Annotated in this window: 19 protein-coding genes; 15 read left to right on the top strand and 4 right to left on the bottom strand. The window is 61.6% G+C overall.

What is annotated here, in order from left to right; translation table 11 throughout:
- Window positions 1-178: 178 nt before the first annotated feature.
- The 11 genes from AC1D2R_RS01300 (at window position 179) to AC1D2R_RS01250 (ending at window position 12,849) form a co-directional block, all read left to right on the top strand.
- On the top strand, window positions 179-871 hold the full coding sequence (locus AC1D2R_RS01300) for a glutathione S-transferase family protein (protein WP_057472384.1): 693 nt from the start codon (window positions 179-181) through the stop codon (window positions 869-871).
- Window positions 872-883: 12 nt separating this feature from the next.
- Complete coding sequence (gene queG / locus AC1D2R_RS01295; protein WP_477963990.1) at window positions 884-2,044, top strand: tRNA epoxyqueuosine(34) reductase QueG; 1,161 nt, start codon at window positions 884-886, stop codon at window positions 2,042-2,044.
- The gene (locus AC1D2R_RS01290) at window positions 2,044-2,916 is read left to right on the top strand and encodes an SDR family oxidoreductase (RefSeq protein ID WP_477963988.1); all 873 of its coding nucleotides are present in this window, start codon (window positions 2,044-2,046) and stop codon (window positions 2,914-2,916) included. The genes queG and AC1D2R_RS01290 overlap by 1 nt, the downstream gene beginning before the upstream one ends.
- 564 nt (window positions 2,917-3,480) lie before the next feature.
- Window positions 3,481-3,843 carry a septal ring lytic transglycosylase RlpA family protein gene (locus AC1D2R_RS01285; protein ID WP_477963986.1) on the top strand — a complete coding sequence of 121 codons (363 nt, stop codon included), beginning with the start codon at window positions 3,481-3,483 and terminating at the stop codon, window positions 3,841-3,843.
- A 169-nt stretch (window positions 3,844-4,012) separates the two neighbouring features.
- Window positions 4,013-5,302: an RsmB/NOP family class I SAM-dependent RNA methyltransferase gene (locus tag AC1D2R_RS01280; protein WP_477963984.1), complete on the top strand. Its 1,290-nt coding sequence runs from the start codon at window positions 4,013-4,015 to the stop codon at window positions 5,300-5,302.
- A 100-nt stretch (window positions 5,303-5,402) separates the two neighbouring features.
- Entirely contained in the window at window positions 5,403-6,614 is a 1,212-nt protein-coding gene (locus tag AC1D2R_RS01275) for an MFS transporter (protein ID WP_477963982.1), read from the top strand.
- Complete coding sequence (locus AC1D2R_RS01270) at window positions 6,607-7,587, top strand: GlxA family transcriptional regulator (RefSeq protein ID WP_477963980.1); 981 nt, start codon at window positions 6,607-6,609, stop codon at window positions 7,585-7,587. The genes AC1D2R_RS01275 and AC1D2R_RS01270 overlap by 8 nt, the downstream gene beginning before the upstream one ends.
- A gap of 149 nt (window positions 7,588-7,736) precedes the next feature.
- Entirely contained in the window at window positions 7,737-9,017 is a 1,281-nt protein-coding gene (locus tag AC1D2R_RS01265; protein WP_477963978.1) for an imelysin family protein, read from the top strand.
- Between the two features lie 130 nt (window positions 9,018-9,147).
- Window positions 9,148-10,653, top strand: coding sequence for a di-heme oxidoreductase family protein (locus AC1D2R_RS01260; protein WP_477964617.1), 1,506 nt, complete (start codon window positions 9,148-9,150; stop codon window positions 10,651-10,653).
- Entirely contained in the window at window positions 10,653-11,747 is a 1,095-nt protein-coding gene (locus AC1D2R_RS01255; protein WP_477963976.1) for an imelysin family protein, read from the top strand. The genes AC1D2R_RS01260 and AC1D2R_RS01255 overlap by 1 nt, the downstream gene beginning before the upstream one ends.
- 4 nt (window positions 11,748-11,751) lie before the next feature.
- The gene (locus tag AC1D2R_RS01250; protein WP_477963974.1) at window positions 11,752-12,849 is read left to right on the top strand and encodes a DUF1513 domain-containing protein; all 1,098 of its coding nucleotides are present in this window, start codon (window positions 11,752-11,754) and stop codon (window positions 12,847-12,849) included.
- Here AC1D2R_RS01250 and AC1D2R_RS01245 read toward each other — a convergent pair.
- Window positions 12,835-13,926, bottom strand: coding sequence for a DUF2252 family protein (locus tag AC1D2R_RS01245; protein ID WP_477963972.1), 1,092 nt, complete (start codon window positions 13,924-13,926; stop codon window positions 12,835-12,837). The two genes, AC1D2R_RS01250 and AC1D2R_RS01245, sit on opposite strands and share 15 nt — an antisense overlap.
- 137 nt (window positions 13,927-14,063) lie before the next feature.
- Between AC1D2R_RS01245 and AC1D2R_RS01240 the strand changes: the two genes are divergently transcribed.
- Window positions 14,064-14,516 (top strand): TspO/MBR family protein, encoded by a 453-nt coding sequence (locus tag AC1D2R_RS01240; protein WP_477963970.1) that lies wholly within the window; start codon window positions 14,064-14,066, stop codon window positions 14,514-14,516.
- Window positions 14,517-14,545: 29 nt separating this feature from the next.
- Here AC1D2R_RS01240 and AC1D2R_RS01235 read toward each other — a convergent pair whose 3' ends face one another.
- Window positions 14,546-15,616, bottom strand: coding sequence for a glycoside hydrolase family 25 protein (locus tag AC1D2R_RS01235; RefSeq protein WP_477964615.1), 1,071 nt, complete (start codon window positions 15,614-15,616; stop codon window positions 14,546-14,548).
- Between the two features lie 214 nt (window positions 15,617-15,830).
- Here AC1D2R_RS01235 and AC1D2R_RS01230 point away from each other — a divergent pair, with 214 nt between their 5' ends.
- The 3 genes from AC1D2R_RS01230 to guaA all read left to right on the top strand — a co-directional run bounded on the left by AC1D2R_RS01230 (window position 15,831) and on the right by guaA (window position 18,577).
- On the top strand, window positions 15,831-16,286 hold the full coding sequence (locus AC1D2R_RS01230) for a PaaI family thioesterase (protein WP_477963968.1): 456 nt from the start codon (window positions 15,831-15,833) through the stop codon (window positions 16,284-16,286).
- The gene (locus tag AC1D2R_RS01225; protein ID WP_477963966.1) at window positions 16,283-16,921 is read left to right on the top strand and encodes a 5'-methylthioadenosine/S-adenosylhomocysteine nucleosidase; all 639 of its coding nucleotides are present in this window, start codon (window positions 16,283-16,285) and stop codon (window positions 16,919-16,921) included. Before AC1D2R_RS01230 ends, AC1D2R_RS01225 begins: the two co-directional genes overlap by 4 nt.
- 93 nt (window positions 16,922-17,014) lie before the next feature.
- Entirely contained in the window at window positions 17,015-18,577 is a 1,563-nt protein-coding gene (gene guaA / locus AC1D2R_RS01220; RefSeq protein ID WP_477963964.1) for a glutamine-hydrolyzing GMP synthase, read from the top strand.
- Window positions 18,578-18,964: 387 nt separating this feature from the next.
- Here the strand turns inward: guaA and AC1D2R_RS01215 are convergent, their stop codons facing one another.
- Both AC1D2R_RS01215 and AC1D2R_RS01210 read right to left on the bottom strand, forming a co-directional pair.
- A complete protein-coding gene (locus tag AC1D2R_RS01215; protein ID WP_477963962.1) occupies window positions 18,965-19,528 on the bottom strand; it encodes a methylated-DNA--[protein]-cysteine S-methyltransferase in 564 nt (187 codons plus the stop codon).
- Between the two features lie 92 nt (window positions 19,529-19,620).
- Window positions 19,621-20,850 carry a glycosyltransferase gene (locus tag AC1D2R_RS01210; protein ID WP_477963960.1) on the bottom strand — a complete coding sequence of 410 codons (1,230 nt, stop codon included), beginning with the start codon at window positions 20,848-20,850 and terminating at the stop codon, window positions 19,621-19,623.
- Window positions 20,851-20,918: the final 68 nt, after the last annotated feature.

Below are 20,918 nucleotides of genomic sequence, written 5' to 3'. Positions count from 1 at the left end.
TTGCGATGATGCCGCTGGGGGACGGCATCCATTTCCTTTGTCAGCTGTCGGGGCGGTCCGACTCGCTTGTGTTGGCGGAGCCAAACTCCTATAGCTTCAACTAATGAGTCATGAATAGGGCGCTATAATCGACGCGCTCCTTCGACGTGCGACCACCCATCAGAAAATCCGAGTATCGATGCCCACGCTCTATCATCACCCCATGTCATCCGCATCACGCTTTGTCCGGCTGATTCTGACGGAATACGGCTACCAGGCAGACCTGATCGAAGAGCAGACCTGGGAGAAGCGCCGCGACTTTCTGGCGCTCAACCCGGCCGGCACATTGCCCGTTTATGTCGACGACAGCATGCGGGCGCTTTGCGGGGCCAGTGTCATTTCCGAATATCTGGACGAGACGCACGGTGTGCTGAAGCGTGACCGGCGGCTGCTTGCGGAAGACCCGTTCCAGCGGGCTGAAATCCGCCGGCTGACGGAATGGTTCATGCAGAAGATGGAAACGGACGTGACCAAACCGCTCGCCCGCGAGCGTGTCTACAAGCTGCAGATGACGGCCGATCAGGGTGGCGGCGCGCCCGACTCGAAGATCTTGCGCACGGCGCGCGCAAACATCCGCCAGCACATGAAGTATCTGACCTGGCTTGCCGGTTCGCGCCAGTGGTTGGCCGGCGAGCGGATGAGCTACGCCGACCTTGCCGCAGCGTCCTCTATTTCGATCCTCGACTATCTCGGCGAGATCGACTGGTCGGAATCGCCAATGGTCAAGGACTGGTACCAGCGCCTCAAGTCGCGGCCCTCGTTCCGGCCGTTGCTCACCGAGCGCGTGCGCGGCCTGACGCCGGTTTCTCACTACGCCGATCTGGATTTCTGACGAGGGCCCTCCATGCCCGAACGAACAGCAGAGGCCAAGGAGCAAAAACGACGCGACACCCTGACCGCCTTCGTGCGGGCGGAGGCGCATGGTCTCGGTTTCGATCTCTGTCGGATCACTGGTGCGGATTCCATACCGGAGGCAAAAGACAGGCTGGGCGAATTCATCGATGCCGGACGGCATGGCACGATGGAGTGGATGGCCGAAACGCGCGACCGGCGCGGCGATCCGCGCACTCTCTGGAGCGAGGTGAAATCCATCGTCGTCTTCGGGCTCAACTACGGCCCGGACGAGGATCCGCGTGGCATCCTCGCAAAGCCCGAAAAGGGCGCGATTTCGGTCTACGCTCGCAACCGCGACTACCACGACGTGATAAAGGGTCGGCTGAAGGAGATCGCAACGCGCTTCGCGGCCCGGGCAGGCGCCGATGTAAAGGTGTTCGTCGATACGGCACCTGTCATGGAAAAACCTCTGGCGGCGGCGGCGGGCCTCGGCTGGCAAGGCAAGCACACCAACCTCGTCAGTCGCGTCCACGGTTCTTGGCTTTTTCTCGGCTCGATGTTCACCACTGCCAAGCTCAACGTCGACGAACCGGAGGCCGACCACTGCGGCTCATGCCGCGCCTGTCTCGATGCCTGTCCGACGAACGCATTTCCGGCGCCCTACCAGATCGATGCGCGGCGCTGCATCTCCTATCTGACGATTGAGCACAAGGGACCGATCGAACCGGATCTGCGGCCACTGATCGGCAACCGGATCTATGGCTGCGACGATTGTCTTGCCGCCTGCCCGTGGAACAAGTTCGCCCGGGAAGCGTCCGAATTGAAGCTGCGGGCACGCGAGGACTTAAAGGAGCCGTCGATCGAGTACCTGCTGACGCTCGACGACGCCGCCTTTCGAACATTCTTCAGCGGGTCGCCGGTCAAACGCATCGGCCGCGACGGCTTTATCCGTAACGTGCTGATTGCAGCAGGCAATTCCCGCGAGCGGCGATTTGTCGGACGATGCCGGGAGCTTTCGCTGGACCCCTCTCCCGCGGTGCGCGGCATGGCCGTGTGGGCACTTTCGCGTCTGCTGGAGACTAGCGAATTTGCGACCTTTGCGGCACAAAGGCCATCGGATGAGTCGGACAGCGACGTGCTGCACGAATGGCGACTGGCGGGAGCGGCGTGATGCATGTTGTGATTTTCGGCTGCGGCTATTCGGGTACGGCCATCGCCAAGGCATTTCTTGCCGAAGGCTTCCGGGTTTCCGGCACGACCCGCTCGCCTGACAAGGCCGAGGCGCTGCGCAAGCAGGGCATCGATGCCTTCGTGTTCGACGGCGACGTTGTCGAGGCGGATTTGCTGGCTGCGATGGCATCGGCATCCCACCTTGTGCAATCGATCGCTCCGCGCGAAGCCGGCGATCCCCTGATACGACTGGCCGGCGGGAGCATCCGGGAGATGATGCCGCAACTCGGATGGATCGGCTATCTCTCCACCGTCGGCGTCTACGGCGACCACCGGGGCAATTGGGTCACCGAGGAAACGCCGTGCGTTCCTGTCTCCGGTCGCTCGAAGGAAAGGCTCGAGGCCGAAGACGCGTGGATGGAGATCGGCCAGGGCCTCGGCTTGCCGGCTACCGTTTTGCGGCTCTCCGGCATTTACGGTCCGGGACGCAATGCCTTCTGCAATCTTCAACGCGGTACCGCTCGCCGGCTGATCAAGAAAGACCAGGTCTTCAACCGCATCCGGGTCGAGGATATCGGCGCCGCAACACGGTTTCTGGCGGATCGCCAGCTCGGCGGCATCTATAATGTGACCGACGACATGCCCGGCCCGCCGCAGGATGTCATTGTCGAGGCCGCACGCCTGATGGGCGTCGAGCCGCCAGCAGAGCAGCCGTTCGAGACTGCCGAACTGACGCCGATGGCGCGGTCCTTCTATGGCGAGAACAAACGCGTCTCCAACGCCAAGCTGAAGGCCGCCGGCTTTGTATTCGCGTTTCCGACCTACCCCGCCTCGCTCGCACAGCTTGTCGAGAACGATCGGTGGCGAGGCTAAACTGCAAAAAGAGCCGGGCGATTTTTCGCTGAGCTTTGTTGATCGAGCCGGACGGCAACGGCCGGTCCGCACGTCAAGTTGGATCGTCACCCGGACGATCGCACTTCCCAAACGGCTCGGGTCGTCCCTGCCGCCAGAAGTTGCAATGTTATCCCAGTTGAAATCACTTCGCGTCATCAATATCGCATGCGATAGAGCGGTAGGAAATTCCTACTTACCCATATGGCGCAGCTAGATTTAGCTCCCGTTTATGGTTAACGGCCTTTGAATTTGCCCAAATGCGGCAGCAATTATGGCGATCACGAAAAATTATTTTCGTTAATTTTGTGATCTTTGGTTGCGGGGAGTCATGCTCGCAAAAAATGTTCTCATTTTATTTGATTTCATTATCTTTTTTTACCCTCCACTCCCTTGACACCTTTTCGAATCATTCGCCGACTCATCACAAATATTACAGACTGCAATATTCCGTGATGCACAAAGGCACTTTTTCGCCACTTTTCGGCGGATTTAAGCCCCGCCGCCCGCAAAGGCGTAAGTTCAACAATTGAGGGACGATCCGTTTTGAAGAAAATCTGCCGTTCTATTATCGCCGTAGCAACTATTGCAGCCTGTTCTACCATCCTTCCGATGGAGGGTTTTGCTGCAAATGGTTGTGGTGGTGCTTCATGGTACGCACTTCACTCCAAAACTGCCTCTGGGGAACGTATGAACCCAACCATCAATACTGCAGCACATCGTTCACTGGCATTTGGTACGAAGCTGAAAGTTACCAACCGCAACAACGGCCGCAGCGTCGTCGTTCGCATCAACGATCGTGGTCCGTTCATTCGCGGACGCGTGCTCGACCTCTCCCGCGCTGCCGCCCAGAACATCGGCATGGTCAGCAGCGGTACAGCTAAGGTCTGCTACGAAATCATAGGCTAAGCCGTCGCCCGCATCCGAATGGGCCGCTTGCTCTTGCCGCCAATCGCGTTTACCACGCGGTTCTAGACTTGTGTACAATCCGCTGCGTCTGTCGCGCTTCCTGCGGATTGTTCACAAGCCCGGTGTTTTGACCGGGTATTTTGACCTCAGGCGACTAGGAGCTGTGTGAATGCGGTTGGGCGGACGGCTCGAAGGGGCGATTTCGGTTCTTGCAGATATCGACGCCCGCAGACGGCCGGTGGCCGACGCCCTCAAGGATTGGGGCCTCGCTCACCGCTTTGCCGGGTCCGGCGATCGCGCCGCCATCGGCAACATCGTCTACGACGCGCTGCGCATGCGCCTGTCCCATGCCTGGCTGATGGACGATGACAGCGCATCCGCCATCGCTTACGCCGTCATGTTCCGCCAATGGGGCTTCACACCGGAAACGCTCGCCACCGAGGTTGCCGACGACAAGTTCGCGCCGCCTGCACTTTCCGAAGCCGCACTCTCCTCATTCCACAGCCGACAGCTCGCCAATGCTCCCGCTTGTATTCAGGGCGACATCCCCGAATGGGTTCAGCCCTCCTTCGAACGCGCCTTCGGCGACACCTGGCTTGCCGAGGCGCAGGCGCTAGCCGGCAGGCCCACACTCGATCTGCGCACCAACATCCTGAAGGCGAGCCGCGAAAAGGCCCTCAAGGTGCTCGAACGAGCCGGCGCGCAAGAGGCCCGCATCGCGCGCAACGGTATCCGGATCCCCGCCGGCGAAGGTGCCTCTCGTCTTCCAAACGTCACGGCCGAGCTTTCGTTCCAGAAAGGTTGGTTCGAGGTTCAGGACGAGGGATCGCAGATCGTTGCCGATCTGGTTCTGCCCAGGGATGGCGAACAGGTTCTCGACTATTGCGCCGGCGGCGGCGGCAAGACCCTCGCCATGTCGGCGGCGATGCACAACAAGGGCCAGGTCCACGCCTATGATGCCGACCGCAAACGGCTGGCGCCGATCATCGAACGGCTGAAGCGTGCCGGCACCCGCAATGTCCAGGTACACGACGATGCGAAGGCATTGAAGAGCCTCAGCGAGCGCTGCGACAAGGTTCTGGTCGACGCCCCCTGCACTGGAACAGGCACATGGCGACGCCGCCCCGATACGAAATGGCGCCTTACCGAAAAAAACCTCGAAGAGCGCACCGCGCAGCAGCAGGAAGCGTTGACGCAGGCGAGTGCCTTCGTGCGCCCGGGTGGCGAGCTGATCTACGTCACCTGCTCGGTATTGCCGCAGGAGAATGAGGAGCAGGTACGCCGCTTCACTACGCAAAATCAGGACTTCGAGATCGTAAGCGCTCTGCCCGCCTGGGACGCCCTGTTCGGCAAGGACAGCCTCCGTCCCCGCTCTTCCGATGGCAAGACTGTCACGCTTACCCCGGCGTCGACCGACACAGACGGTTTCTTCTTCTGCCGGATGCAGCGAAAGCCATAGTGGCGCCGTTTGGCAGAATTTGATGCACATTTGTCATTGCTGCCAAAAATGACGTCATCGATAGTCTAGCCGATCCACTTCAGGAAATCGGGAGACTTTGATGAGCGGCATGGACATGGGAAGGCGCAATGCCAGAATTCTGGCCCTCTGCCAGGCACTCTACGTTTGCGCGATTTCCGTCGATCTGACTTTGACGAGCATTACCGGCTATCAGCTGGCGCCGGACAAGGCTCTCGCCACCCTTCCCTTTGCGCTGATCACGGTGGGCGCGGCGATCGTGACGGTTTTTGCTGCCTTCATCATGGAGCGCCTAGGACGGCGCATCGGTTTCGCGCTCGGTGCGCTCTGCGGCGCGACGGGCGGACTGATCTCGGTCTGGTCGATCGTCCACGGCAATTTCTGGCTCTTCTGCCTTGGCACCGCAGGCGTTGGGGCATTCCAGGGATTTGCCCAGTTCTTCGCTTTTGCGGCGGCAGACTCGGTGCCGAAAGACTATAAGAGCCGAGCCATCTCGACCGTTCTGGCAGGCGGCGTCATCGCAGCCATCGTCGGTCCAGTGCTCGCCAGCAGGGCAAAAGACATTGCATTCGATACTGTCTTTGCTGGTTCGTACCTAATGGTTGCCGCGCTCGCCGTCCTCTCGGCTCTCATTTTCCTGCTCTTCTATCGGGATCTGGGCATGGTGGACGCTCAGTCGAAGGGAGATGCGCTGCCGGCACGCCCGCTTCGCGAGATTGCGCATCAGCGGATATTCGTCGCCGGGGTCGCAACGACGATGACAGCCTCCGCAACTATGCTGATCGTCATGACTGCCTCGCCGCTGGCGGCTGTCGCCTGCGGCTTCAGCATCGACGACGGAGCAAGCATCATCCAGTGGCATCTCTTCGGCATGTTCGCACCATCCCTGTTCGCCGGGCGGCTTGTCGCCCGCTTCGGCGTCATGCGCATGCTTTGCGTCGGTGTCGCCTTGATGGCCTGCTGCGTTGCGATTGCCACCAGTTCGACGACACTGCTGGCATTCCACCTTGCACTGCTAGCGCTCGGGGTCGGCTGGAACTTGATGATCGTCTGCGGAACGACGCTTCTGGCGCAATCCTATCGCGCAAACGAGCGCGGCAAGACGCAGGCGCTGTCCGGCCTGCTCGGCAACGTCGCGGCAACCTTCGCAACCCTGACGTCGGGCGCCATCCTGGAGGGCTTCGACTGGTCTATCCTCAACCTCCTCGTCCTTCCAGCTCTTGCGGTCTGCCTGCTGCTTGTGATGAGATGGAAGAGCGCCCGCCGTGCAACGTTCGGAGAAGGAATTGCCTGATCGCCTCGTCGTCATGATTGCCTACGGCGGCGTTAACCTGATCGACGTCGCCGGGCCGTTGCAAGCCTTCGAAACCGCGGGGCGACTGCGGAACGAGGCATCGACATCAGGGTACCGGCTGGTGATCGCCTCCGAGCATGGCGGGCCGATCAGAACCGCTCCCGGGGTCGTCATCGAAACCTCGGCGCTCCACGATGTGCAGCCCGGCGAAATCGACACGCTGATCGTCCCCGGCGGCCTTCCCAGCACGAGTGCTCACACCTTCGGGCTCGACCGGCTCGTCACCTGGCTCGCCGACAACGGGCCGGCGGTGCGTCGGCTTTGTTCCGTCTGCACCGGCGCCTTCCTGCTCGGGGACGCCGGACTTCTCGACGGCAAGCGGGCGACCACCCACTGGTCGCGATCGGAGGAATTGTCCCGGCGGCATCCGGCGATCAACCTGGAGCCCGACCGGTTATTTGTCAACGACGGGCGACTGTGGACTTCAGGCGGGGTTACCGCGGGCATCGATTTGGCGCTGGCACTCGTCGAGGTCGATCTCGGCCATCGCGTTGCGGTCGATACGGCGCGGCAGCTCGTCGTGTTCGTCACAAGGCCCGGCGGCCAAAACCAGTTCAGCACCGTCTTTTCGCTGAAGGACGCGAAGTCCTTCCGCTTCTCCGCACTGCATGCCTGGATGGCCGAAAACCTCCACGCGGACCTGCGGGTGGAGAGGCTCGCCGAAAAGGCGGGGCAGAGCCCGCGTACCTTCGCAAGGCTGTATGTGTCGCAAGTTGGGCGGACACCAGCCAAGGCTGTCGAGATGATGCGCCTCGAGGCGGCCTGCCGTGCGCTGGAAGAAACGAGCTTGCCGTTCAAGACCATCGCGGCCGCTGTCGGTCTCGGCAACGAACAGAACCTGCGCCGGGTCATGCAGCGACAATTCGGCATCGGTCCCCTCGACTACCGCGAACGCTTCAGCCGGCAGGGTTGATATACCGTCCAGACAACCGGCGACCGGCTCGCAACGCCGATATTCCCTCCTTAAAACAATTCCAAACTAGAGTGTTTGACACCAGTTTGGTTTTACGCGATGAGATTCCGCCGGACTTCAGACGGAACGTCCGTCACAGGAGAGGATCCATGAAACTCAACAGGAATTTTTGCGCAGCCCTGGCGCTGGCGGTGGCCCCAACCGCATTGTCCGCCATTCCCGCCTACGCGGCAACGGACGCTGCGGCCGTGGTCAAGCACTACACGGAAGTCGCCCATGCAAAGTATGAGGACTCGCTGACGACGGCGAAGGCACTCGACGCCGCGATCGACGCCCTCTTGAAGGAGCCGACCGATGCGACGCTGAAGGCTGCCCGCGCTGCCTGGATCAAGGCGCGCGTTCCCTACCAGCAGACCGAAGTCTACCGTTTCGGCAACCCGATCGTCGATGACTGGGAAGGCAAGGTCAACGCCTGGCCGCTCGACGAAGGCCTGATCGATTATGTGGATGCCTCCTACGGCACGGAGAGCGATGAGAATTCCCTCTTCGTCGCCAACGTGATCGCCAACAAGACCATCAAGATCGACGGCAAGGATATCGACGCCTCCAAGCTGACGCCCGAATTCCTCTCCGACACGCTGGCAGAGGCCGGTGGCGTGGAAGCCAACGTGGCGACCGGTTATCATGCCATCGAATTCCTCCTCTGGGGCCAGGATCTGAACGGGACCGGCCCCGGCGCCGGCAATCGTCCTGCAACCGACTACGACGTCAAAAATTGCACGCACGGCAATTGCGACCGCCGCGGCGAGTATCTGAAGTCCGCCTCGACGCTGCTCGTTTCCGATCTTCAGGAAATGACGGACAACTGGGCACCGGGCGGCGAGGCGACGAAGCATGTCGAAGCCGATCCGAAGTCCGGCCTCGTCGCGATCCTGACCGGCATGGGCTCCCTTTCGTACGGCGAACTTGCCGGCGAGCGCATGAAGCTTGGTCTCATCCTGCACGATCCGGAAGAAGAGCATGATTGCTTCTCCGACAACACCTACAACTCGCACCTCAATGATGCGATCGGCATCGCCGCTGCCTACACGGGCGATTACACTCGCGTCGACGGCACAAAGTTGAAGGGCCCGTCGCTGCACGACCTCGTCGCTGCCAAGGACAAGAAGCTCGACAAGGAAATGCAGGCGAAGCTGAACAAGACACTCGACGCCATGCATGCCATGGCCAAGCGCGGCGAGACCGTCGAGAAGTACGACCAGATGATCGGCGAGGGCAACAAGAAGGGCAACGCTGTTGTCCAGGCTGCCATTGACGGCCTCGTCGACCAGACCAAGTCTGTGCAGCGCGTTATTGGCGCGCTCGATCTCGGGACCGTTAAGCTTGAAGGTTCCGACAGCTTGGATAATCCTACCGCGGTCTTCCAATAAGTGAAAAGGCGGACCGCTTCGTTTGCCGAAGCGGCCCGAACCTGAAATGTCAGATACCGCCGTCGCGTTCACCCCGCCCCAGGGCCTTGCACATGGTACAAGACGCCGGCAGCGACTTTCCCGCCTGTTGATGGCCGTGATTGGTGCCACCGTCGCGGGCCTCCCCCTCGCCGTCGCGTCCGGTTTCGATCGGCCGACAAGACGGACCGACCTTTCCGACGCCGACATGGAGCGCGTCGCCGATGTGACACGGCCGACCACCGATTTTTCCAAGGCCGAGCAATACGAGGCGATGCAGGCAGGTGGCGCCACCTCCATCGATCCGGTAACGCAGGATTCGTTCTCGCAAATCTCCGCGACCATCCCCTTCGAAGAAGAGCAGCCTTTCAGACTCGGGAACGCGCTCTTCAAGAAGCTCTGGGTTTCCGCCCCGTCTTCGACGCAGGCATCCGATGGCCTGGGCCCGCTCTTCAACGCCCGCTCCTGCATGAGTTGTCACGTCAACGACGGCCGCGGGAAGCCGCCGGAAGGCGGCGCCAGCGCGACGTCGATGTTCCTGCGCCTGTCGCGCGTGGCGACGACACCAGACGAGCAGCGCTCGATCGCCAGCGCCGAGATCGTCAACTTTCCCGATCCGATCTACGGCCATCAGCTGCAGGATCTCGCTGTCCCCGGCCTTGCCTCGGAGGGGAAGATGGCAATCCGCTACGCCGAAGAGCCGGTGACGCTTGGAGACGGCAAGACGATCTCGCTGCGCCGGCCGACTTACGCCGTGAACAACCTCGGCTACGGGCCGCTCGATGCGGCAACGACGATCTCGCCGCGCGTTGCTCCCGCGATGATCGGGCTCGGCCTCATCGAGGCCATACCGGAGGCGGATATCCTGGCACATGCCGATCCGGACGATACCGACGGCGACGGGATATCGGGAAAGGCGGCGATCGTGCGTGATCACCGCACCGGCAATATCGCACTCGGCCGCTTCGGCTGGAAGGCGCAGAATGCCTCGGTTCGCGACCAGAGCGCCGATGCCTTTTCCAACGACATCGGCATCTCCACGCCGGACCAGCCGGATGCGCTCGGCGATTGCACGAAGGCCGAAGCCAAGTGCTTGACTATGCCGACGGGCGTGCAGAAGCGGCTGGGAAACCAAGAGGCGCCAGATCCGATCCTCGACCTCGTGACATTTTATTCGGCCAACCTTGCGGTCCCGGCCCGCCGTAAGGCCAGCTTTCCGGAAACGCTGAAAGGTAAGCAGGTTTTCTATGAAACCGGCTGTGTATCCTGCCACATGCCGAAGTTCGTGACGCGCCGCGACAGCCTCGACAAGGCGCAAGCCTTCCAGCTGATCTGGCCCTATTCCGATTTCCTGCTGCACGATATGGGCGACGGGCTTGCCGACGGACAACAAGTCGGACTTGCAAGCGGACGTGAATGGCGCACGCCGCCGCTATGGGGTATAGGTCTGACCCAGACTGTCAGCGGGCACAGCTTTTTCCTTCATGACGGCCGCGCCCGAAACCTCACGGAAGCTATTCTCTGGCATGGCGGTGAGGCGCAAATGGCACGTGACGCTTTCGCTTCCCTGCCCAGGGATGATAGGCAGGCACTGTTTACATTCCTGGAGTCCCTTTGATGCGCCTTTGGCAACCTCTCGTCCTATCGCTTGCCCTTGCCTCTTCCGCCGCCGCCCAAACCGCCGCACCGCAATCGGGCCTAAACGAGGATGCCGTCCAAGCCGTCATGCAGCGCGCCGTCGACGAAGTGATCCGTCCCGGATATCGCAACGCCCAGCAATCGGCAGCCCGCCTGACCACCGCGATGAAGGATCTCTGCGAGGACGGCACCCAGCAGACGCTCGACAAGGCAAAGCAGGCCTTCGACGACACGATCCGCTATTGGTCGGTGATTGAAATCGTTCAGACCGGGCCTGTCATCCAGGACAATCTCTTCGAACACATCCTCTTCTATCCCGACCGCAAGGGCGTCGGCCTGAAACAGGTACAGGCGCTACTCGCCAAGGCGGATCCGAAGGACACGACTGTCGATGCGATCGCCGGCAAGAGCGTCGCCCTGCAAGGGCTGACGGCGCTGGAATACGTGCTCTACGGCAGCGGCTCAGAAGAGCTGATCAAGCAGAGGAACGGCTTCCGCTGCCTCTATGGCGCTGCCGTTGCCGGCAACATTCAGCGCGAGGCGGGCGAGGTGGTCGCCGCCTGGGAAAAACCGGATGGCGTCCAGGGAAGCTGGAAGCACCCCGGCCCGCAAAGCGAAGAGTTCGCCGACAACAAGGAAGCCGTCACCGCGCTGCTCGGCATTCTGGTTCATGGCGCCGAGACGGTTCGCGACCAGCGGCTTGAGCAATTCTACAAGGGCAAGGACAGCTCACCCCGGCCGCGCATGGCGATCTACTGGCGCTCGAACAACACCTGGAAGTCGATGACGGCCAATCTGGAAGGGTTGCGTGCTCTTTGGCAGAAGGCCGGCATGGCCGAACTGCTGCCCGCCGACAAGAAGCCGATTGCAGAAGCGATCGATGCCAATTTCAAGTCACTGCTCGAGACCGTGCCAAAGCTCAATCCCGATATCCAGGTCGCCATCGGCGAGCCGGAAAAGGCAAAGCTGGATGCTCTCCTCGTCAGCACCCGCGAACTGATCACCAAGATCAGCGACGATTATGGCGCTGCGATCGGCCTTTCCGCCGGCTTCTCGTTCTCAGACGGCGATTGATCCGATGTGGAGCAGCTCGGCGATCGAAAGGCGCAGCTTTGTCAAGGCCGCCGGGCTGACCTTCCTGGCCGCCCTGCGGCCCGGTGCGCTGATGGCGCTGGAGCGCTCTGACGCGGTCTATGCGTCGGGAATGCGGACTGCCGACGGTTCCTACGCGGTCGCCACCGTGACCGAGCGCGGCGAGATCGTCGACCAGGTGGCGCTGCCGGCGCGCGCTCATGGTATGGCGTTCAGCGCCGCGACGGGCGAGACCGTCGCATTTGCCCGCCGTCCCGGCACCTATGCGATGATCTTCGATCCCCGCGGCAAGGGCGAGCCCATCGTGATCGCCGCCGCCGAAGGACGACACTTCTATGGCCACGGGTCCTTCTCGCCGGATGGCCGTATCCTCTATGCCAGCGAGAACGACTTCGATGCGAACCGCGGCATGATCGGTCTCTATGATGCGAGCAACCGCTTCGTCCGCATCGGCGAATTCGAAACCTATGGCGTCGGCCCGCACGACATGACGGTTTCCGACGACGGCCGCATGCTTGTTGTCGCCAATGGCGGCATCGAGACCCACCCGGATTTCGGCCGCACGAAACTCAACCTTAAAAACATGCAGCCGTCGCTGACGCTGATCGACGCCGCAACGGGTGCCCTCATCGAGAAGCATTCGCTGCCGCCGCAATGGGCAAAGGTCTCGACCCGCCATGTCGACATCGATGACAGCGGCCGCATCTGGTTCGCCTGCCAATATGAGGGGCACCGAAACGACCTGCCGCCGCTCATAGGCTCCTTCGCCAAGGGAGAGGATCTGCGCTTCGTCGATCTGCCAGAGGAGACGACGCGGCGACTGTCCAACTACGTTGGCGCAATCGCCGTCAACCGCAAGGACGGCCTTGTCGGCGTCACGTCGCCGAAGGGCGGCGCCTCCGTCACCATCGACGCCGGGAGCGGCAGGGTGCTACGTGAAGACGTGGTTCCAGACGCGGCCGGCATCGCCCCGGCGACAGGCGGTTTTGCTGTCTCCAGCTACGACGGGAATTTTCTGGCCGAGCGCAGCGACGTTGCCTGGGACCAGCACATTGTCCGCATCGCGGCGTCACGTCGCCTGTGACCAGGCCTTCTGCTCGAAGGCAACCGCTGCGGCCGCGGCCTTCGCAGCATCGGAGAGCCAGGTTCCGGTGCGCGGCCTGAGATCGAGCTCGATTGCCGTGGCCGACGCCGGATCGTTGGAATGGCAGTTGCCGATCTCGAAACCCATCAGATCGAGCATGTCGGGCGACAACAGCATCTCGGCATTCCTATCGATTTCGATCTTGATGCTGTTCGGGGAAAGGCGGCGCACAAGAATGGTGCCCAAAAGCCTATAGTGCGGATCGGGGCAGCGCATTCTCCCGGCGGCGATATCGACGGCATGGATCGTGTGATTCCCACTAGAATCGTCCTGGAGCGAGTGCGCAAGCGACCAGGCCGATCGCAGCATCGCCTTTGCTTCCCGCAGCACCGGTCCGCCCTGCCACTCCGCATAGGCAACGAAGCGAGGGCGGCCAAGACTGCCCGTTCCGGCCGCCCGTGGCTTTGGGACATAGGCGCTGCAGTCTGCCGGCAAAGCCTTCCCAAGCGCGGCGGCATATGCAGGCGGAACCGGCTTGCTGCCCGGTCGCAAGGCTGCGAACCTGTCCCAGAACGCGCGACGCTCGGCATCGGGAAGCAGCAGAGCCTTGCGCAGCCATTTATGATCCCGCTCAAGAATGATCGGCACCGGTGCCTGCATGGCGCGCCGATAGCCGGCGAGGATCGATTCGGCGATTACATGCGCCGGCGGGCCGTCTTCGCTTCGAGCCAGAAGCGCACTCGCAGTCAGTCGAATGAGGTCGAGCGAGTAGGGCATGACCGCAGCATCGTCGAAGTCGTTGGCACCCCAGACAAGGCGTCCCTCGGCGTCGCGCCAGGTCCCGAAGTTCTCCAGATGCGTATCGCCGATCGCAAGGACCTGTGGTGCCATCGCAAATCCGGGACAGATATCGAAAATCGTCTCGGCCCAGCGCCAGTAGGTCGCACGCAGGAAGACGAAAGCGTTCGTGCCCATCTTCGCGTGCTTCTTTGCGATATCCGCCTCGACAAGATCGGCCCCAAGCTGACCGTGAAGCCACGCCTCATAATCGCGTAAGGACTGTGAGATCGTTGCCATGGCGGTCTGTCCCAAATTCACATTTGTTGGAGAATAGGTGTTGCGGCGCGGGAGGCAATCGCGATCGTCGGCCTGCGCGGTTAAATCGCACGGGCCACCCATCTGGCCCGTTTCCTCCACCGCCCTATTTCGGCCGCATGAACAAAGCCCCGATCTATTTCATCTTCGTCGCCATCGCGCTCGGCGGCGGCCTGGCCATCGGCGCCAACAATCTTCCCGGCGAATGGTATCAATCGCTCGCCAAGCCACCCTTCAATCCGCCCAACTGGGTATTTGGACCGGCTTGGTCGGTTCTCTACGTCCTGATCGGGATCGCCGGTGCACGCACCTGGATGCGCGGACACCTGTCCGTCGGCATGCTGATCTGGGCGGGCCAGATGGTGCTCAATTTTATCTGGTCGCCGTTCTTCTTCGACCTGCGGATGCCGCCCGTCGCGCTCGCCATCATCGCCGTGCTGTTTGTGCTGATCCTTGGTTTCATCAGGAACCGCTGGAACGCCGACCGGATCGCCGCCCTTCTCTTCGTCCCCTATGGGTGCTGGGTCGCCTTCGCGACCGTGCTCAACGCGTCGATCGTCTATCTGAACTGAGCGATATCAAGGCGGCCTGTTGCTTTCGCTCAGCCGGATTGCCCCAGCCAGTCGTGCCAGTCGCGTTCGCTGCCGTGGAACACGTTTAGATCGATCCGCCCCTCAACCCCATGGGAAAGGCCGGAGCCAGAATACTGCCAGAAGATCCATTTCCGTCCGGGGTAGCGCTTAGAGGGGTGGGCCGCGACGGAGCGCAGCCAAAAGGGATAGTCAAGAAACGCGCCCTGCAGATTATCACGATAGAAATCCGGAGCCGTATAGATCACCGGGCGCTGGCCGTAATGTCGCTCCAGCTTATCCATGAAGACCTTCATCTTTTCGAGCACGTGCTCGCGGGATGGCTGCCTCTTGCAACTCGATTCACCATTCCACTCGACATCGATGACAGGCGGAAGCGCGTTGGCGTCCCGCGGAACGTTGCGGATGAACCAATCGGCCTGCTCGCCTGCCGTCCGGCACCAGTAGAAGAAGTGATAGGCGCCCCGCTTCAGCCCGGCTTGCTTGGCATCGCGCCAGTTTTTCCGGAACATCGGATCGAGATGATCGCCGCCGTCGGTCGCCTTTATGTAGACGAAGTTCGCACCTTGCGACTGCAGCGTCTGCCAGTCGATATCGCCCTGCCAGCGCGAGACGTCGACACCGTGGACGGCAAGCTTTCTTGGCGAGGACGAGCCGAAATTGATCGGTTTGGCGTCGCGGAACCGGTGGCTGTAAATTCTCGTGCGCGTCTGCGGCGCCGGGTTCGCGGCGGGCCTCGTCGGAACGACGAATGCGACCTGCTGCTCCGCAGCAGCCGGCCTCTCCGCCGGAAGCGGTGTCCCCCCCGGAAGTGGCATCGCCGCCGTACTCGCCTGAGGCAGGAATGCCTGCGGTTCGGGCACGTGACCAGTCCAGGTCAGCTCCTGCTTTTGCGGCGACGCCGGCTGGGGTGCAGCTTCGGCGACATCCATGGCGGGCACCGGAGCGCTTGGCCTTGCGACAGAGCTGGTCGTTTCCCGCGACGGCATGGAAGCCAGAATACTCTCAGGGCCGGAACTCGATGTGCAGCCCGAAGCAGTCACGCAGACAAGGACGATTGCTGGCAAGGCCGACAGACGCATAAGTACACGCACGCAAACAACTTTCGACAGCAGGTTCCCCGTCATGGGGAACCAGGGACTCATGTGGCTAATGGAGAATTACCAAAAAAAGCTGAATCCAATCTTTACGACAGCAGAAACCGCGTCGCCGAGCGGCCATCAATTGATTTCCCAGGCGCGCTTGTCGAATGCAGCGCACCATGCCACTTTCACGCTCGCAAGAGGGCAAATCACAATGAACGACAACGACAACGACAGCGGCGATTTCCGCGAGCGAATCCGCCAGAACTTTGCGCGCCAGGCGGCGCTGCATACGATCGGCGCCGAATTGACCCGCGTCGAGCGCGCCACTGTGGAGATCGAGCTGCCGTTCGATGTCAAACTCACACAACAGCACGGCATCCTGCATGCCGGCGTGATTTCCGCGGCACTCGATTCCGCCTGCGGATTTGCCGCCTACAGCGTCATCGATTCCGAGGCTTCGATCCTGACCATCGAGTTCAAGGTCAACCTGATGTCGCCGGGGCGCGGCGACCGCTTCCTCTTCCGAGGCGAGATCACCAAGCCCGGATCGAACATCATCGTCGCCGATGGACGCGGCTATGCGCTCAGCGACGGACCGGCGAAACTCATCGCCTCGATGACGAGCACCATGATGATTATCCGCGGAAGAGAGGGAATTACTGGATGAAGTTCGAGTTGAAATCGGTCGCGGGGAAATCCATTCTGTTCGTGATGGCGGCCGAGGCTGAGTACGGCCCGTTCCTGCGCTCGCGCTTCGAGCCGCTGATGACGGGCGTCGGCCCGGTGGAAGCCGCAGTGGTCCTTACCAGGGCGCTGACGCAGCTGGACCATGCGGGCGATCTACCGCAACTCGTCGTTTCGCTCGGCTCGGCGGGCTCATCGAGCCTCGAACAGACCGAAGTCTATCAGGTGACCTCCGTCTCCTATCGGGACATGGACGCATCCGCGCTTGGGTTCGAGAAAGGGCGCACGCCTTTTCTCGATCTTCCGGTGACAATAGACCTGCCGCTGCGGATACCCGGCATTGCCGAGGCCAGCCTTTCCACCGGGGGAAACGTCGTTTCAGGCGCGGCATACGGAGGCATTGCAGCCGACATGGTCGATATGGAGACATTTGCGGTCCTGCGCGCCTGCCAGGCCTACCAACTGCCGCTGATCGGACTTCGCGGTATTTCCGATGGCGTCGAGGAACTGCAGCACATCTCCGGCTGGACGGAATATCTGCATGTGGTCGACCGCAAGCTCTCCTATGCCGTCGACAGCCTGTTTACGGCGCTCGAAGACGGCGTATTCTGGTTCTAGGCCCTGCAGAAGCGGGACAATCGGCACAATAAAATCCGGCTGCTGCGGATTTCCCGCATTGCAAGAACGGGTGCTTTTCATTAAAGGCTCGCCATGACCCAGACAGCACATCCCGACAGCGTTCTCATAGTCGATTTCGGCAGCCAGGTAACCCAGCTGATCGCGCGCCGCGTGCGCGAAGCGGGCGTCTACTGCGAAATCGTTCCTTTCCAGTCCGCCGAAGAAGGCTTCAAGCGCCTCCAGCCGAAAGCCGTGATCCTGTCCGGCAGCCCCGCCTCGACGGTTGACGAGGGTTCGCCACGCGCGCCGCAGATCATCTTCGAAAGCGGTCTGCCTATCTTCGGCATCTGCTACGGCCAGCAGACCATGTGCACGCAGCTCGGTGGCAAGGTGGAAAGCGGCCATCACCGCGAATTCGGCCGCGCCTTCCTTGACGTCGACGAGGATTGCCCGCTGTTCGAAGGCCTCTGGTCCAAGGGTTCCCGCCATCAAGTCTGGATGAGCCATGGCGACCGCGTCACCGCGCTCCCGGAGGGATTTGCGGTGGTCGCGACCTCCTCCAATGCACCTTACGCCTTCATCGCCGATGAGAAGCGCAAGTACTACGGCGTGCAGTTCCACCCGGAAGTGGTTCACACGCCCGACGGCGCCAAGCTGATCGGCAACTTCATTCACCACATCGCCGGCATCAAGGGCGACTGGTCGATGTCGGCCTATCGCCAGAAGGCGGTCGACACCATCCGCAAGCAGGTTGGCGACAAGCGCGTCATCTGCGCGTTGTCCGGCGGCGTCGACAGCTCTGTCGCCGCACTTCTGATCCACGAAGCCGTCGGTGACCAGCTGACTTGCGTGCTCGTCGATCACGGGCTGATGCGCAAGGACGAGGCGGCCAATGTCGTCGAGATGTTCCGCGAGCACTACAATCTGCACCTGATCCACGTCGATGCGGCCGACAAGTTCATCGGCGAACTCGAGGGCGTCAGCGATCCCGAGACCAAGCGCAAAATCATCGGCCGCCTGTTCATCGAGACCTTCGAGGAAGAAGCCAAGAAGCTCGGCGGCGCCGATTTCCTGGGCCAGGGCACGCTCTATCCAGATGTGATCGAAAGCGTTTCGTTCACCGGTGGCCCATCCGTGACGATCAAGTCGCACCACAATGTCGGCGGCCTGCCGGAGCGCATGAACATGCAGCTCGTCGAGCCGCTGCGCGAACTCTTCAAGGACGAAGTGCGCGTGCTCGGCAAGGAGCTCGGCCTGCCCGACAGCTTCATCGGCCGCCACCCCTTCCCTGGTCCCGGCCTCGCGATCCGCTGCCCGGGCGGCATCACCCGCGAAAAGCTGGAGATCCTGCGCGAGGCCGACGCCATCTATCTCGACGAGATCCGCAAAGCCGGTCTCTACGACGCCATCTGGCAGGCCTTCGCCGTACTGCTGCCGGTGCAGACCGTCGGCGTCATGGGCGACGGCCGCACCTACGAATTCGTCTGCGCGCTGCGCGCCGTCACCTCAGTCGACGGAATGACTGCGGATTTCTACCACTACGACATGGAATTCCTCGGCCGCGCGGCGACCCGCATCATCAACGAAGTACGCGGCATCAACCGCGTGGTCTACGACGTGACGTCGAAGCCACCCGGCACGATCGAGTGGGAATGACGGCCCAACAGCGACGCCGATGCAAAACGGCAGCGGCGTCGTTCCAGCGAGCTTGATCCGTTCCAAGTGTCCCCGCCAACCGAGCCCTGCCATCCCCGCTTAGATCTCGAATGCGCGGTCGCTAGATCTCGATGGAGTCGCCGTTTTTGTCGCGGTCACAGTCATACTGAAAGTCGAATGGGTATTGCGCAGCAGAACAGGGAAAGGACTTCCCCGATGCCCTGCATATGGGCAGACCGACGCACTGTGAAGAGTTCGCTTCTTTCGACCATACGTTCATAAGGGCAGCCCTAGCTGCGGGGTACGAAACCATGCGCGAGGCCTGAGGCCAATCGGTTGAGTGAGAAGACGCGTGCTGCTTCAATGGACTCGTGCCTGCCTGTCCCGTCAGAAATCCAGCGATTGCTGTGCCGGCTTCCGCGGATCGAGGTTGACGCCCTCTAGTTCGAGCATCTTCATCTTGGACAATGAGCCGCCGGGCGCCGAAAAGCCGCCGATTTTACCGCCGGCGGCAAGGACGCGGTGGCAGGGGATGATCAGGGCAACCGGGTTCCTGGCCATCGCCTGGCCCACATCGCGCGCGGCCTCGGGGCCGACACCGAGTTGCTTTGCCAGCGCACCATAGGTGGTCGTATGTCCCCAGCCGATCTGTCGCGCGGCGTCGTAGATCCGCCTAAAAAAGGCGTCCTGGCCGTCGAGATCGAGCTTTATGTCGGAGAAGTCCGTCTGTTCTCCCTCGAAATAGCGTTTCACGGCCGCTTCCGCCTCGGCCACCTCAGGGGTCGGCGCGGCCGGCTCTGCGCCTGGAATATGCCGCAGCAGAAGGTGCTCTGTCGCATCGGCGCTTCTAGTCGGCAACTGGAAACGCGTGATGCCGACTTCGTTCCAGGCGATGCCGCAAAAACCGCCGGCGGTCTCGAAGATTACATAATGGTGCGTTGCCTGTCCCATGGTCCAGCCTCCGTCTTGGGCATGCCATGAAAATCGTGCAGCGGCGCTTCGAATTCAACCCGATTCTTGCGCCTTCGGCGATTTCCTCCGCCCTAGCCGCGCGCCTCAAGCGAGGGTGTTTCCTCCCCCGAGGTCTCCGCCTTTTCGGGTCTCAGCCCGGCAAAGACGGCGTTGAAGCCAGCGGCTATCTTTTGCGGCTCATAGCGTCTAGCCGCATCAAGTGCAGCACGCGACAGTGCTGGGATCGCCTCCCGTGACACGGCCATATCGGCAATCTGCCTTGCCAGTGCGACCTCGTCGCCCGCATCGAACAGAAAACCGTCGACGCCCGGATCGATCGATTCCGGTATGCCGCCGGAGCGGGCACCGATGACGGGCACGCCCTGCGAGAAGGCTTCGATCACCACCCGACCGAACGGCTCGCGGAAGAGAGAAGGAACGACGAGGACATCGATCTGCGAGAAGAAATCCTCCGGTTTCGTCCAGCCGAGAAACCGAGTATTTTCCTTTGGAAACTTCTGCGGCAACGATTTCGCGTAATCGCTCTTGGCATTGCCGGCGATGACGAAGGCGACTGTCGGATTGTTGACGAGGCGGTGGGCGGCGAGCGCCAGGGTATCAAGACCCTTGACCGGATCATGAACGCCGATGAAGCCGAAACGCATCTGCCCCGAAGGCGGCGATCGGGGCTCGCGGCGCACGACGGTCGGAATGGCGCCCGGCACCTTGTGGCTGCTGGCGTTCGGGAAATAGCCATGCTCGAGGTGGCGACCGATGATGAAATCCGTCTCGCCGATCACCGCATCGACGTAGCGCGAGAAGAATTTCTTGCCGCAGGACGACACCTGACACGACGAACAGGCGCGCACGCAGTTGTCGTTGCCGCGCCGCATGCTGGCCTTCCAGCAGATAAGGAACGCACTGCGCACGATATGGCAGACCGGCACGCCACAGCTTCTCGCCGCAGCCCAGGTGGCGACGTTGATATTCTCGATGCTGTCGGTGAGCACGATGTCAGGTTTGAACCGGCGTATCTCGCGCCGCATCACGACAAATGCCCTTGGATTGAAATTCTCCAGTGCGTGCCAGAGGAGCTTCTTCCACGGCGGCCGCGGCAGGCGGTAGTTCCAGTCGATATTGAGAGTCCGCAGTCGGCGCACGGGAACGCCGTCGTAAATCTCGTGCTTGTCTTCGCCCGAAACGTTGACGACTTCCAGATCGTGCCCATCCGCAAGCAGCAGCTTGGCCACCATCATCGCCGAAATCGGACCACCGCCGTCGATGAACGGCGGAAACGCGGCGCACGCCATCAGAATACGCATGACAAAAGTCCGCTGACGGAGACCGACATGGTTAAATGTTCTTCTTTTGTTCTTGTCTTTCGATCATC

This window comes from Rhizobium sp. P1_C7, from assembly GCF_056406295.1.
Note: the sequence above shows the minus strand (reverse complement) of the source record. Positions and strands in the feature narration are given on the sequence as shown.

What these genes read in the sequence shown, in the direction of transcription:
- AC1D2R_RS01300 (WP_057472384.1), top strand. Translation starts at nt 179, where the DNA reads ATGCCCACGCTCTATCATCACCCCATGTCATCCGCATCACGCTTTGTC.
- queG (WP_477963990.1), top strand. Translation starts at nt 884, where the DNA reads ATGCCCGAACGAACAGCAGAGGCCAAGGAGCAAAAACGACGCGACACC.
- AC1D2R_RS01290 (WP_477963988.1), top strand. Translation starts at nt 2,044, where the DNA reads ATGCATGTTGTGATTTTCGGCTGCGGCTATTCGGGTACGGCCATCGCC.
- AC1D2R_RS01280 (WP_477963984.1), top strand. Translation starts at nt 4,013, where the DNA reads ATGCGGTTGGGCGGACGGCTCGAAGGGGCGATTTCGGTTCTTGCAGAT.
- AC1D2R_RS01275 (WP_477963982.1), top strand. Translation starts at nt 5,403, where the DNA reads ATGAGCGGCATGGACATGGGAAGGCGCAATGCCAGAATTCTGGCCCTC.
- AC1D2R_RS01265 (WP_477963978.1), top strand. Translation starts at nt 7,737, where the DNA reads ATGAAACTCAACAGGAATTTTTGCGCAGCCCTGGCGCTGGCGGTGGCC.
- AC1D2R_RS01260 (WP_477964617.1), top strand. Translation starts at nt 9,148, where the DNA reads ATGGCCGTGATTGGTGCCACCGTCGCGGGCCTCCCCCTCGCCGTCGCG.
- AC1D2R_RS01255 (WP_477963976.1), top strand. Translation starts at nt 10,653, where the DNA reads ATGCGCCTTTGGCAACCTCTCGTCCTATCGCTTGCCCTTGCCTCTTCC.
- AC1D2R_RS01250 (WP_477963974.1), top strand. Translation starts at nt 11,752, where the DNA reads ATGTGGAGCAGCTCGGCGATCGAAAGGCGCAGCTTTGTCAAGGCCGCC.
- AC1D2R_RS01245 (WP_477963972.1), bottom strand. Translation starts at nt 13,926, where the DNA reads ATGGCAACGATCTCACAGTCCTTACGCGATTATGAGGCGTGGCTTCAC.
- AC1D2R_RS01240 (WP_477963970.1), top strand. Translation starts at nt 14,064, where the DNA reads ATGAACAAAGCCCCGATCTATTTCATCTTCGTCGCCATCGCGCTCGGC.
- AC1D2R_RS01235 (WP_477964615.1), bottom strand. Translation starts at nt 15,616, where the DNA reads ATGCGTCTGTCGGCCTTGCCAGCAATCGTCCTTGTCTGCGTGACTGCT.
- AC1D2R_RS01230 (WP_477963968.1), top strand. Translation starts at nt 15,831, where the DNA reads ATGAACGACAACGACAACGACAGCGGCGATTTCCGCGAGCGAATCCGC.
- AC1D2R_RS01225 (WP_477963966.1), top strand. Translation starts at nt 16,283, where the DNA reads ATGAAGTTCGAGTTGAAATCGGTCGCGGGGAAATCCATTCTGTTCGTG.
- guaA (WP_477963964.1), top strand. Translation starts at nt 17,015, where the DNA reads ATGACCCAGACAGCACATCCCGACAGCGTTCTCATAGTCGATTTCGGC.
- AC1D2R_RS01215 (WP_477963962.1), bottom strand. Translation starts at nt 19,528, where the DNA reads ATGGGACAGGCAACGCACCATTATGTAATCTTCGAGACCGCCGGCGGT.
- AC1D2R_RS01210 (WP_477963960.1), bottom strand. Translation starts at nt 20,850, where the DNA reads ATGCGTATTCTGATGGCGTGCGCCGCGTTTCCGCCGTTCATCGACGGC.